Annotated in this window: 12 protein-coding genes and 1 rRNA gene; all 13 read left to right on the top strand. The window is 72.0% G+C overall.

Annotated elements, in window-relative coordinates; genetic code table 11:
* A 5S ribosomal RNA gene (gene rrf, locus C7474_RS09475) occupies window positions 1-89 on the top strand; the annotation flags it as partial.
* A 72-nt stretch (window positions 90-161) separates the two neighbouring features.
* On the top strand, window positions 162-1,520 hold the full coding sequence (locus tag C7474_RS15300; RefSeq protein WP_241965178.1) for a primosomal protein: 1,359 nt from the start codon (window positions 162-164) through the stop codon (window positions 1,518-1,520).
* Window positions 1,520-2,551: an HAD-IIA family hydrolase gene (locus tag C7474_RS09465; RefSeq protein ID WP_121059233.1), complete on the top strand. Its 1,032-nt coding sequence runs from the start codon at window positions 1,520-1,522 to the stop codon at window positions 2,549-2,551. Before C7474_RS15300 ends, C7474_RS09465 begins: the two co-directional genes overlap by 1 nt.
* Window positions 2,552-2,588: 37 nt before the next feature.
* Window positions 2,589-2,753 (top strand): hypothetical protein, encoded by a 165-nt coding sequence (locus tag C7474_RS15155; RefSeq protein WP_199692408.1) that lies wholly within the window; start codon window positions 2,589-2,591, stop codon window positions 2,751-2,753.
* Window positions 2,750-3,562, top strand: a complete 813-nt coding sequence (locus tag C7474_RS09460; RefSeq protein ID WP_121059231.1) for a TlyA family RNA methyltransferase — start codon at window positions 2,750-2,752, stop codon at window positions 3,560-3,562. The genes C7474_RS15155 and C7474_RS09460 overlap by 4 nt, the downstream gene beginning before the upstream one ends.
* Window positions 3,559-4,479 (top strand): NAD kinase, encoded by a 921-nt coding sequence (locus C7474_RS09455; RefSeq protein WP_121059229.1) that lies wholly within the window; start codon window positions 3,559-3,561, stop codon window positions 4,477-4,479. Before C7474_RS09460 ends, C7474_RS09455 begins: the two co-directional genes overlap by 4 nt.
* Window positions 4,476-6,179 carry a DNA repair protein RecN gene (gene recN / locus C7474_RS09450; protein ID WP_121059227.1) on the top strand — a complete coding sequence of 568 codons (1,704 nt, stop codon included), beginning with the start codon at window positions 4,476-4,478 and terminating at the stop codon, window positions 6,177-6,179. Before C7474_RS09455 ends, recN begins: the two co-directional genes overlap by 4 nt.
* Window positions 6,180-6,185: 6 nt before the next feature.
* A complete protein-coding gene (locus C7474_RS09445) occupies window positions 6,186-7,883 on the top strand; it encodes a CTP synthase (RefSeq protein ID WP_121059225.1) in 1,698 nt (565 codons plus the stop codon).
* The gene (locus C7474_RS09440) at window positions 7,876-8,538 is read left to right on the top strand and encodes an NUDIX domain-containing protein (protein WP_121059223.1); all 663 of its coding nucleotides are present in this window, start codon (window positions 7,876-7,878) and stop codon (window positions 8,536-8,538) included. The genes C7474_RS09445 and C7474_RS09440 overlap by 8 nt, the downstream gene beginning before the upstream one ends.
* On the top strand, window positions 8,535-9,467 hold the full coding sequence (gene xerD, locus C7474_RS09435) for a site-specific tyrosine recombinase XerD (RefSeq protein ID WP_121059421.1): 933 nt from the start codon (window positions 8,535-8,537) through the stop codon (window positions 9,465-9,467). Before C7474_RS09440 ends, xerD begins: the two co-directional genes overlap by 4 nt.
* A gap of 60 nt (window positions 9,468-9,527) precedes the next feature.
* A complete protein-coding gene (locus C7474_RS09430; RefSeq protein ID WP_241965177.1) occupies window positions 9,528-10,142 on the top strand; it encodes a vitamin K epoxide reductase family protein in 615 nt (204 codons plus the stop codon).
* Window positions 10,143-10,225: 83 nt separating this feature from the next.
* Complete coding sequence (locus tag C7474_RS09425; RefSeq protein WP_121059221.1) at window positions 10,226-11,458, top strand: aminotransferase class V-fold PLP-dependent enzyme; 1,233 nt, start codon at window positions 10,226-10,228, stop codon at window positions 11,456-11,458.
* Window positions 11,458-12,537, top strand: a complete 1,080-nt coding sequence (locus C7474_RS09420) for a DsbA family protein (protein WP_121059219.1) — start codon at window positions 11,458-11,460, stop codon at window positions 12,535-12,537. The genes C7474_RS09425 and C7474_RS09420 overlap by 1 nt, the downstream gene beginning before the upstream one ends.
* Window positions 12,538-12,597 lie beyond the last annotated feature (60 nt).

Genomic DNA, 12,597 nt, shown 5'->3' with positions numbered 1-12,597 from the left:
CCGGTCCCATTCCGAACCCGGAAGCTAAGCCTCTCAGCGCCGATGGTACTGCAGGGGCGACCCTGTGGGAGAGTAGGACACCGCCGGACTTCTTTCGTGAATTGGCCACCCAGTGCTGGGTGGCCTTTTCTCGTTAACACGGTTCGTGAGAGGAAGAGAAGATGAGCGACGAGCGACGACCCGACGGCGACGACCGACCCCGGGGCGGTTCGCGTCCCCGCTACACGCCCGCCTCCACGAACAGCCGCCGCGACGACCGGCCGCGCGGGGCCGGTCACCGAGACGGGGATCGCAAGCCGTACCCGAAGCGCGACGGCGAGAAGCGTCCGTATGAGAAGCGCGACGGTGAGCGTCGTCCGTATGAGAAGCGAGACGGTGACCGCAAGTCGTATCCGAAGCGCGACGGCGAGAAGCGCCCGTACGAGAAGCGTGACGGCGACCGCAAGCCGTACGGTCAGCGCGATGGTGAGCGTCGTCCGTACGAGAAGCGTGACGGCGACCGCAAGCCTTACCCGAAGCGCGATGGCGAGAAGCGCCCGTACGAGAAGCGTGACGGCGACCGCAAGCCGTACGGTCAGCGCGATGGTGAGCGTCGGCCGTACGAGAAGCGCGACGGTGAGCGTCGTCCCTACGAGAAGCGTGACGGCGACCGCAAGCCCTACGGACAGCGCGACGGTGAGCGGCGTGCGTCGCGGCCGCCGCAGAGCTCCGAGCGCCGCGCGTCGCGCGGTCCCGAGATCCCCGAGGACGTCACCGCACGCGACCTCCCCGGGTCGGCGCGCAACGAGCTGAAGACCCTCAGTGCGGAGAACGCCGAGCAGGTCGCCCGGCACCTGGTGATGGCCGCGCGCCTCATCGACGACGACCCCGCCGCGGCGCACGAACACGCGCTGGCCGCATCGCAGCGGGCCGGCCGCGTCGCCGTGGTGCGCGAGACCGTCGCCATCACCGCCTACGCGGTGGGCGACTTCGCCCTCGCGCTGCGGGAACTGCGCACGCACCGACGCATCTCGGGCAGCGACGAGCAGATCGCGCTCATCGTCGACAGCGAGCGCGGCGTCGGTCGTCCCGACCGGGCGCTCGAAGCCGGCCGCGGCGTCGACCGCGCGGCCCTGCCGATCGAGGTGCGCGTCGAACTCGCGATCGCGATGTCCGGCGCCCGGCTCGACCTCGGCGAGTCCGAGCGGGCACTGCAGGAACTCGACATCCCCGAGCTCGACCCCGATCGCGCGTTCTCCTGGAGCCCGGCGCTGTTCGCCGCCCGAGCCGCCGTGCTCGAGGAGCTCGGCCGCGACGGCGAGGCGGCGCAGTGGCGTCGGCGCGCCGAGGTGGCCGCCGAGGCGCTCGGCGCCGTCGACGCCGACCTCGAGGTGATCGAGATCGACGAGGTCGAGGAGATCGCCTTCCCCGAAGACGACGACGCGGCCCCCGAAGACGCCGAGCCCGTCGATGCGGAATCCGAGCCCGCTGCCGACCCGTCCCAGCCCGAGGACGGCCCCGCACCGGACGACGCGCACTGATGGCGTTGTTCGGCGCGAAGCCGCGCACCCCGCTCGACGGCGTCGACCTCGTCCTCGCCGATCTCGACGGCGTCGTCTACGCGGGCCCCGGTGCCCTGCCGCACGCGATCGAGAGCCTCAACCGCGCGGGCGAGACCCGCAGGCTCGGCTACATCACCAACAACGCCTCCCGCCGCGACGCCACGGTCGCGGCGCACCTGCGCGATCTGGGTCTGCACACGCGTCCCGACGACGTCGTGACCAGTCCCCAGGCGGCCGTGCGTCTGCTCGCCGAGCGCGTGCCGGCACCGGCGACCATCCTCGTCATCGGCGGAGACGGCCTCGTCTTCGAACTCGAGAAGGCGGGCTACACCGTCACGCGCAGCGCCGACGATGGCCCCGCCGCGGTGCTGCAGGGGTTCGCCCCCGATGTCGGCTGGCAGCACCTCGCCGAGGCGGCGTACGCACTCGCGACGCCGGAGGAGGAGGGCGGCATCCCCTGGATCGCCACCAACACCGACTGGACGATCCCGCAGGCCCGCGGCATCGCACCGGGCAACGGCACGCTCGTCTCCGCCGTGCACACCGCCGTCGGCCGTCTCGCGACGGTCGCCGGCAAGCCCGAGCGTGCGATCTTCGACGTCGCCGTCGCCCGCTTCGCCGCGCGGTCTCCGCTGTTCATCGGCGACCGCCTCGACACCGACATCGCCGGCGCGCAGGCCGCCGGGATGCCGTCGGTGCTCGTGCTCACCGGTGTCGACCGCCCGAAGCACGTGCTCGCCGCCCCCGCCACCTCCCGCCCGACGTACATCGTCGGCGATCTGCGCGAGCTCCACGAACCGTACCCGGCGACTGTCGTGAAGGGCGATGCCACCTGGGTGGGGCGCGCCGGGGTGCAGATCGACGGACCCGACCTGCGGATCCTCGCCGAGGGCGACCGGCCGATCGACCTGCTCCGCGCCGCGAGCGCCGCGATCTGGAACTCCGGCCGCGCCATCTACGGGTTCCGCGTGCCCGAACGCCTGTACGCGGATCCGTTCCACCGCCCCTGACCCCGCGTACCGGGCGACCCCGCGTATCGTTGAGCGCATGTCGACGGATGCCGCGGGCGAGGGCCGCACGCACGAGGACCTGCTCTCCGACCTCGAGGTGATCGAAGAGCAGCCGCTCGACGAGCGCGTCGCCGCCTACGCCGCCCTGCACGACGAACTCGCCCGACGGCTCGAGTCCGGCCCCCGCGACCACCACGCATGACGGCGCGTCTCGATGCCGCCCTGGCCGCCCGCGGCCTCGCGCGCTCCCGCACCCATGCCGCCCAGCTCATCGAGCAGGGCCTCGTGACCGTCGACGGCCGCGGCGTCGTGAAGGCGTCCACGAAGGTCGATGACGACGCCCGGCTCGCGGTCGCCGCATCCGACCACTACGTCAGCCGCGCCGCCCACAAGCTGATCGCCGGCCTCGACGCCTTCGAGGTGCCCGTCTCGGGCCGCGTCGCCCTCGACATGGGCGCCTCGACCGGCGGCTTCACACAGGTGCTGCGTGAGCGCGGCGCCCACCCCGTCGTCGCCGTCGACGTCGGACACGGCCAGCTGTCCCCGGTCGTCGCCGCCGACCCCGGGGTCGTGTGCGTCGAAGGATTCAACGTCCGCTACATGGACCCCGCGGCGCTGGCCGCGGCATCCGGCGTGACCGAGCGTCCCGGCCTGATCACCGGCGACCTCTCCTTCATCTCCCTCACCCACGTGCTCCCCGCCGTGGCGGAGACCATGGATCCCGACGCCGACGTGGTGCTGCTCGTCAAACCGCAGTTCGAGGTCGGCCGCACGGGCGTGAGGGAGGGGCTCGTGACGGATGCCGGAAAGCGCGCCGATGCGGTTGCCGGCGTGCTGTGGTCGGCGTGGGATGCGGGGCTGGGGACGGCGGGTCTGATCGCCAGCCCGATCGTCGGCACGCACGGCAACGCCGAGTACGTGGCGTGGCTGCGGCCCGTCGCCGCGACGGGCGACGCGGGCAATCCGACAGAATGGTTGAGCATCGTGAACCGACTGGCGGGAGAGGCATGACCGGCGCAGCGCGCAACGTCCTGGTGGTGGGTCACGCCCGCAGACCCGACACCGTCGCGGCCGCCCGACGCGTCATCTCCGCGCTCACCGACGCCGGACTGCGGGCCGTGCTGCCCGCCGACGACGAGGAGCATTCGATCGCCCTCGACGCGGGGCCGCTGCTGACCCTCGGCGAGGACGTCGAGGTCGGCGACATCGAACTGGCCGTCGTGCTCGGCGGTGACGGCACCATCCTGCGCGCCGCCGAACTCGTGCGCGACGGCACGGCGCCCATACTCGGCATCAATATGGGGCACGTCGGCTTCCTCGCCGAGATCGACCCCGACGTGCTCGACGACGCGATGCGGCGCGTGATCGACTGCGACTACGACGTCGAGGAGCGCATGGCGCTGCACGTCGCGGTGCACGACGCCGACGACGCCGTCGCCTACGAGACGTTCGCCCTCAACGAGGCCACCGTCGAGAAGGCCGCGCGCGAGCGGATGATGGAGGTCGTCATCGAGATCGACGGCCGGCCGCTGTCGAGCTTCGGCTGCGACGGCGTCGTGGTCTCCACGCCCACCGGTTCGACCGCGTACAACTTCTCGGCCGGCGGCCCCGTCATCTGGCCGACCGTCGAGGCGATCGCGGTCGTGCCGCTGTCGGCGCACGCGCTGTTCGCGAAGCCGCTCGTGGTGGGACCGGAGGTGACCGTCGCGATCGAGGTGCTCACCCGCACGTACGGCAACGGCATTCTCTGGGCCGACGGCCGGCGCTCCCACGATCTGCCGCCCGGTGCCCGCGTGGTCGTCCGGCGATCGGACACTCCGGTGCGCCTCGCGCGACTGCACCCGGCGGCGTTCGGCGACCGTCTCGTGCGCAAGTTCCGCCTGCCCGTCACCGGATGGCGGGGCCCCGCCACGGAGGGCGCCGAATGATCGAGCAGATGACGCTGCGGGACCTCGGTGTCATCGCGGACGCCACCCTGCCGATCGGTCCGGGCTTCACCGCCATCACCGGTGAGACCGGGGCGGGCAAGACCATGGTCGTCACCGGGCTCGGCCTGCTGCTCGGCGCGCGCGCCGACTCCGCCGCCGTCCGCGGCGGCGCCGACGCCGCCCGCGTGGACGGCCTGTGGATCGTGCCCGAGGACGGCCCGGTCGCCGAGCGGGTGCAGGAGGCCGGGGGAGAGCTCGAACCCCTCGGCGACGGCACCGCGGAGCTGTATCTCGGCCGTTCGCTCAGTGCCGAGGGCCGCAGCCGCGCCACCGTCGGCGGCCGCAGCGCCCCCGCCGGGGTGCTCGCCGACCTCGCCGACCTGCTCGTGGTCGTCCACGGACAGTCCGACCAGTTGCGGCTGAAGTCCGCCGCCGCCCAGCGCGACGCCCTCGACCGGTTCGGCGGGGAGAGCGTCGCCGCCGCGCTCGCCTCGTACCGTGACGCGTACCGACGCTGGCGGTCTGCGGCATCCGAGCTGGAGAACCTCACCGCCGATCGCGCCGCCCGCAGGCGGGAGGCAGAGGATCTGCGTGCCGTGCTCGATGAGATCGAGGCCGTCGACCCGCAACCGGGTGAAGACGTGCAGCTCGCGCAGCGCGCCGAGAGACTCGCGCACGCGGAGGACCTGCGCGTCGCTGCGGCCACCGCCCACGAGGCGCTCTCGAGCGAAGACGACCGCGCCGACGTGACGGGTCTGCTGGCCGACGCCCGTCGCGCCCTCGAACGGGCGGCCGCCAGCGACGCCACCCTCGGCGACCTCGGCGCGCAGCTCGAGGAGCTCGGCTACCGCGTCGCCGACCTGTCGGCCGAACTCAGCGCGTACCTCGCCGACCTCGACGAGGCCGGTCCCCACGAGCTCGCCGCCGTCGAAGAGCGCCGCGCCGCGCTGACGGCGCTGCTGCGCGGCCGCGACAGCCTCGACGAGGTGCTCGCGCTGCGGGAGACCGGCTCCCGGCGCCTGCTCGAACTCGACGACGACGGCGACCGAGCCGCGCGCCTCGAGACCGAGCGCGACGTCGCCCGCGCCGAACTGGACACCGTCGCCGCGACCCTCACCGCCGCCCGGACGACCGCCGCCGCCGCACTGTCGTCCGCCGTCACCGCGGAGCTGCGGCATCTCGCGCTCCCCGACGCACAGCTCGTCGTCGCCGTCGAGGAAGGCGCCGAGACCGGCGCCGGCCGCGACGAGGTCACCCTCCTGCTCGCCCCGCACCCGGGTGCGACGGCCCGCCCCGTGGCGCGCGGTGCGTCGGGCGGCGAGCTCAGCCGCGTCATGCTCGCGATCGAGGTCGTGCTGGCCGCCGTCGACCCCGTGCCGACCTTCGTCTTCGACGAGGTGGACGCCGGCATCGGCGGCGCCGCCGCGATCGAGGTCGGCCGGCGCCTGGCCCAGCTGGCGCGTTCGAGCCAGGTGATCGCCGTCACCCACCTCGCACAGGTCGCCGCGTTCGCGTCGAACCACCTGACGGTCGTGAAATCCCACGACGGCTCCGTGACGGCATCCAGTGTGCAGACCCTCGCCGGTGCCGATCGGGAAGCCGAGATGGCCCGGCTGCTGTCGGGGATGCCCGACTCCGCCGCCGCGCTCGAACACGCTCGCGAACTGCTGAGCCTCGCCGATCCCCGACTGATAGGATGAAAGCCCGTGACGGACACTACTGACGCGGGCACCTTTTCGAACGACACCACCAAGCACATCTTCGTGACGGGCGGTGTCGTCTCCTCTTTGGGCAAGGGTCTCACCGCCGCGAGCCTGGGGAATCTCCTCACCGCCCGCGGCCTGCGTGTCGTCATGCAGAAGCTCGACCCGTACCTCAACGTCGACCCGGGGACGATGAACCCGTTCCAGCACGGCGAGGTCTTCGTCACCGACGACGGCGCCGAGACCGACCTCGACATCGGCCACTACGAGCGCTTCCTCGACATCGAGCTGAGCCAGGCCGCCAACGTCACGACGGGGCAGATCTACTCGCAGGTCATCGCCAAGGAGCGTCGCGGCGAATACCTCGGCGACACCGTGCAGGTCATCCCGCACATCACCGACGAGATCAAGCGGCGCATGCGTCTGCAGGCCGATGAGACGCCGAAGCCCGACGTCATCATCACCGAGATCGGCGGCACCGTGGGCGACATCGAGTCGCAGCCGTTCATCGAGTCGGCCCGGCAGATCCGCCACGAGCTCGGACGCAAGAACGTCTTCTTCGTGCACGTCTCCCTCGTGCCCTACATGGGCGCCTCCGGCGAGCAGAAGACCAAGCCGACGCAGCACTCCGTGCAGGCCCTGCGCCAGATCGGCATCCAGCCCGACGCCCTCGTGCTGCGCAGCGACCGTCCCGTCACCGAGTCGAACAAGCGCAAGATCGCGCTCATGTGCGACGTCGACGAGGATGCCGTCGTCAACGCCGTCGACGTACCCTCGATCTACGACATCCCCACGATGCTCAACAGCCAGGGCCTCGACTCCTACATCGTCGACGCGCTGGGCCTCGCGGGGAAGGCCGACGACGTCGACTGGACCCGCTGGAGCAAGGTGCTCGACGCCGTGCACAACCCGAAGCACGAGGTCACGATCGGTCTGGTCGGCAAGTACATCGACCTGCCCGACGCGTACCTTTCGGTCACCGAGGCGCTGAAGGCCGGCGGGTTCGCTCAGGAGACCAAGGTCACCGTCACGTGGATCCCGTCCGACCTGTGCGAGACGCCCGAGGGTGCCGAGAAGGCGCTGGCCGCCGTCGACGGCATCGTCGTGCCCGGCGGGTTCGGCATCCGCGGCATCGAGGGCAAGCTCGGCGCGCTGAAGTTCGCGCGCGAGCAGGGGATCCCCACCCTCGGCATCTGCCTCGGCCTGCAGTGCATGGTCATCGAGTACGCGCGCAACAAGGCCGACCTCGCGGGCGCCTCCTCGACCGAGTTCGACCCCGAGACGCCGTTCCCGGTGATCGCGACGATGGCCGAGCAGGTCGACATCATCGACCGCGGCGACATGGGCGGCACGATGCGTCTCGGCCTCATGGCCGCCGACCTCGCCGAGGGGTCGCTGGCCGCCGAGGTGTACGGTGCGAACACCGCGTCGGAGCGTCACCGCCACCGCTACGAGGTCAACAACCACTACCGCGACCGGATCGCCGCCGCGGGCATGGTCTTCTCGGGCATCTCGCCCGAGCGCGGCCTCGTCGAGTACGTCGAGCTGCCGCGGGACGAGCACCCGTACTACATCGCGACGCAGGCCCACCCCGAGCTGCGCTCGCGCCCCACCGAGGCCAATCCGCTGTTCCGCGGTCTCATCGCCGCCGCACTCGACCGTCACCGCGCCTCCGAGCTGTTCGACGTCGAGAATGACTGACCGCGGCGTGACGGCACCGCTGCAGGACGATCCGGCGCCGGCGCAGGTCACCGCGACCGAGACGGTGTTCGAGGGTCGGGTGTGGAACATCCGCCGCGACGAGGTGCTCTACAACGGGGCACCCATGGTGCGCGAGTACATGGACCACACCGGCGCCGTGGCCGTGCTCGCCCTCGACGAGCAGGACCGGGTGCTGCTGATCAAGCAGTACCGGCATCCGGTGCGCATGCGCGACTGGGAGATCCCTGCCGGGCTGCTCGACATCGCCGAGGAGCAGCCGCTGCGCGCCGCGCAGCGCGAGCTCGCCGAAGAGGCCGATCTCGTCGCGGACCGGTGGAACGTGCTCGCGGAGTTCACCACCTCGCCGGGCGGCAGCGACGAGGCCATCCGCATCTACCTCGCCCGCGGGCTGTCGGCGGCCGACGAGGTGTTCGCCCGCACCGAGGAGGAGGCCGACATCGAGGTGCGGTGGGTGCCGCTGGACGAGGCCCTCGACGCGGTGCTCGCCCGACGCGTGCAGAATCCCTCCCTCGTCATCGGAGTGCTGACCGCGCACGCCGCCCGAGCCCGCGACTGGGCGACCCTCGCCGCCGGCGACGAGCCGTGGCCGCGGCGATCGCGCCCGATCGGCGACGCGGGGGCGCCGCAGGCGTGAAGCTCGAGCGTGCGGTCGACGCGTACCTGAGGCACACGTCGGTCGAACGCGGGCTCTCCGAGCACACCGTGGCCGCCTACCGCCGCGACCTCGCGGTGTACCGGTCGTGGCTGCGCGATCACGGCACCACCGACACCGCGGAGGTCACGCCCGCGGTCGTCGCGTCGTTCGCGGCCGACCAGGCCCGACGCGTCCCGCCCCCGGCGGCGACGAGCCTCGCCCGGATGCAGTCGTCGGTGCGCGGCTTCCACCGGTTCCTGGCACGCGAAGGCATCAGCGCCGACGACCCCGGAGCGCGACTGCGTCCGCCCAAGATGCCGCAGCGCCTGCCGAAGGCGCTCACCATCGCGCAGGTCGAGGCGCTGCTGGATGCCGCGGGGCCTGCTCCCGGGGCCGATGCGGCGTCGGGGGAGGAGAGCATCGTGCGGCTGCGCGACCGCGCGCTGCTCGAACTGCTCTACGCGACCGGGGCGCGGGTGTCCGAGATCGTGCAGCTCGACGTCGACGATCTCGCCCACGGCGATGTGCTGCGGGTGCGGGGCAAGGGCGGCAAGGAGCGGATCGTGCCGGTGGGGTCTTATGCCCGCGCCGCCGTCGACGCCTACCTCGCCCGGGCCCGCCCCGAGCTGTCGCGCCGCGGACGCGCGACGCCGCGGCTGTTCCTGGGGGCGCGCGGCGCGCCGCTCAGCCGCCAGAGCGCGTGGCTGGTCATGCAGCAGGCCGCCGAACGGGCGCACCTGACCGCGCACGTCTCCCCGCACACCCTGCGGCACTCCTTCGCGACCCACCTGCTCAACGGCGGTGCCGACGTGCGCGTCGTGCAGGAGTTGCTCGGCCATGCCTCGGTCGCGACGACCCAGATCTACACCCACGTCACGGTCGACGCGCTGCGCGACGTGTACGTCACCTCGCACCCCCGCGCTCGCTGACGCCGGCTTCTCACGGCCCGGTGGATGCCGTGACCCGATGCCGGGCTCCACAATGGGGGAGTGGACAGCGACTCGAGCATGACGGCATCCGACCCGCGACCCGGACGCGGCCTCGCCGTGTTCTGGATCGTCGCGGGCCTCCTCGGCTGGATCGTGTCGTTCCTGCTCTACCACGAGTACATCGGGCAGCTCACCGGTGGCGACGCGCTCATCTCGTGCGACATCAGCCCGATCGTCACGTGCGGCCCCAACCTGCTCAGCCCGGGCGGCAACCTGCTCGGCTTCTCGAATTCGCTCATCGGCATCGTGCTGTTCGTCGGCCCGGTCTACGCCGGCGTGAGCGCGCTGGCGGCACGCGGCGGTCTGCGGGCCTGGTACTGGCGCGTCTACGCGCTGTTCGTGCTCGGCGGGTTCGTGTTCGTGCACGTGCTCGCCTATCGCAGCGTGTTCGAGTACGGCTCCCTCTGCCCGTGGTGCATGGTCGTCTGGCTCGTCACCATCCCGCTGTTCTGGTCGGTGCTGGGCTGGACCCTGCGCGCCGGTGTGTGGGGGCGCGGCCGCAGGTTCGGCGAGATCGTGCTGTCGTGGCTGCCGCTCATCGTGGTCGTCGACTACCTCGTCATCGCCGTCGCCGCGCAGCTGCGGCTCGACGTCATCGGCAGCCTCGTCGCCTGAGCATCCGCCCCGAGGGGCGTCCGACAGGTTTTACCCGGCCGGATGCGGGGCGCCCCGGCAGCCGCCTTTCCCACAATGAACGGGTGGGGATCACCCGAGTGGCACAGCGGCTGCGCCCTCGGCCGGCGCAGTCGTCCGCGGCGCCCGCGGGCACGCGCGACGCCGACTTCGCCTACCTGAACTCTGGCGAGGTCTACCTCGACTCCGCGTGCCAGACCGTGCGGCCGCAGCCGGTCATCGACGCGATGACCCAGTACTTCACGCAGTACAACGCCTGTGGCGATCGCGCCCGCTACGCGTGGGGGCGCCGCGTCGACGCCGAGGTCGAGCGCACCCGCGTCGCGGTGCTGCGCGCGCTCGACCTTCCGCGTCGCTCCTACCGCTGCTCGTTCACGCTCAACACGACCTATGCGCTCAACCTGCTGCTGCAGCAGATCCCGAGGGGACGATTCGACCGGATCGTCACCACCCAGACCGAACACAACGCCGTGTTCTTGTCGACGATGACCGCGGCCGCCCGACTCGGCGTGCCGCGCGTCGTCGTCGATCGAACCCCGGAGGGGAGGGTGCCGGCGCCCGGCGACGGGCTCGACAGCTGCCTCGTCGTCGTGTCCGCCATGGACAACGTGACCGGCACCCTCACCTCCGGCCTCGACGAGCTGATCGAGCGCACGCACCGCCGCGGCGGCATGGTGATCCTGGATGCCGCCCAGGCGGCGCCCCACGCGCTCTCGCAGCTGCGGGGGCTGCGCGCCGACGCCATCTGCTTCTCGGCGCACAAGATGTACGGTCCCGCGCTGGGGGTCGTCGTCGCCACCGAGGAACTGCTCGCCTCCCTCGACATCTCGTTCGTCGGCGGCGGCCAGGTGAGCGAGGTCACCGCCGACGGCTTCACGCTGCGGGGCGAACTGCACACCCGCCTCGAGCCCGGGCTGCAGCCGTGGGGCGAGATCATCGCGTTCGGGGCGGCGCTGGAGTGGTTCACCGCACGCCACGCGCGCATCGAGGCCGCCGAGCACGAGCTCGCCGGCATCCTGCACGACGGCCTCGCCGCGCTGCCGCACGTCCGGATCCTCGGCACCACTCCCACCCCGGTACTGTCGCTGGAGCCGACGCGCGTCGACGCCCACCGGCTGGCCGTGTTCCTGTCGCAAGCGGGCGTCATGGTGCGCAGCGGCCACTTCTGCGCGCACCACTGGCTCGCCGAGCGCCGCAGCCTGCCGCCGCTCGTGCGCTTCAGTCTCGGCGCCCACAACACTCCCGCCGACATCGAGATGGCGCTGTCGGTGACCGGCCGGCTGCTGAGAGGGCTGTAGTGCTCTGCATCGTCGCGTTCGTCGTCATCCTCGTGCTCTCGGCCGTCTCGGCGAAGTATCGGAAGCTCCTCGGCAAGGCGTGGTCGTGCGTCGTGCGCCGGGTGACCTTCCGTGCGTGCGACACGACGTTCCGCGACGACGTGAAGAACTCGCTGCTCGCCCCGCTCGCGGTGCGCGCGCCGCGACTGGTGAAGCCGGCATCCATCGCCATCGAAGTGCTCGCCTGGCTGATGGTGCTCTCGTTCGTCGTGAGCCTGTACATCGTCGGCAAGAGCGGCCTGAACCTGTACGTCTACGGCACGTGCGACAAGCAGGACGGCCAGTCGTGCTCCCTCGCGGCGCAGATGTGCTCGATCGACGCGGGACCGCCCGGATTCTGGGCGTCGATCGGGGAGGGCGACGTCGTGGGCGCGTTCCGCGACGAGTTCACCTCGCTCGGCGACACCATCTCGGCGATTCCGAGCCGGATGAAGGACTGGGACGCCGCCGAGTACGCCCCGGCCGACGCCACCTACCTCGGCGGCTACACGGCGGGACGGCCGACGGCGCTCGAGGTGCTCGACCCCGGTTGCCGGTTCTGCGGGCAGCTGTTCCGGAACATGGCCGAGGCCGGGTTCGACGACGCGCACAACGTGACCTACCTGCCGTACCCGATCACGTCCGACCTCGGGCCCCGCTTCGCGAACTCGCCGCTCGTGGCGTCGTACCTCATCGCCGTCCGCCAGTTCGAAGCCGCGCGCGGAGGCAGCGCCGGCGAGACGGGGGACTGGTACATCCTCGAGCAGCTGTTCACGGGCGAGAACGCCGACGGCACGCTCTGGCAGGACTGGATGAACGCCGCCGCATCCGGCGACGCGCGCGGGCAGCTGCAGGACTGGCTCGTGGATGCCGGCTACACCGCCGATGAGATCGCGCAGATCGCCGCCGCCACCGACTCCGACGCCGTCCGCGACGAGCTGCAGCGGATCCGGAGCATCGTCGAGGACGACATCAAGACGGTCGCGATCCCGTCGCTCATCACCGGCGGGCGCCTGCACTCGGGCCTCGTCGACGTCGACGGGCTGCGCGGCATCCGCTGACGGCGCGGCGGGCGTGCCCCGATCCGGAGACGCCCCGGACGCCTCGCCGGTCGGATGCCG

This window comes from Microbacterium telephonicum (assembly GCF_003651225.1).
Classification (GTDB): Bacteria; Actinomycetota; Actinomycetes; order Actinomycetales; family Microbacteriaceae; genus Microbacterium; species Microbacterium telephonicum.
This window is presented reverse-complemented; position numbering and strand designations above follow the sequence as displayed.

Coding starts and splice junctions, on each gene's coding strand:
- C7474_RS15300 (WP_241965178.1), top strand. CDS start 162: ATGAGCGACGAGCGACGACCCGACGGCGACGACCGACCCCGGGGCGGT.
- C7474_RS09465 (WP_121059233.1), top strand. CDS start 1,520: ATGGCGTTGTTCGGCGCGAAGCCGCGCACCCCGCTCGACGGCGTCGAC.
- C7474_RS15155 (WP_199692408.1), top strand. CDS start 2,589: ATGTCGACGGATGCCGCGGGCGAGGGCCGCACGCACGAGGACCTGCTC.
- C7474_RS09460 (WP_121059231.1), top strand. CDS start 2,750: ATGACGGCGCGTCTCGATGCCGCCCTGGCCGCCCGCGGCCTCGCGCGC.
- C7474_RS09455 (WP_121059229.1), top strand. CDS start 3,559: ATGACCGGCGCAGCGCGCAACGTCCTGGTGGTGGGTCACGCCCGCAGA.
- recN (WP_121059227.1), top strand. CDS start 4,476: ATGATCGAGCAGATGACGCTGCGGGACCTCGGTGTCATCGCGGACGCC.
- C7474_RS09440 (WP_121059223.1), top strand. CDS start 7,876: ATGACTGACCGCGGCGTGACGGCACCGCTGCAGGACGATCCGGCGCCG.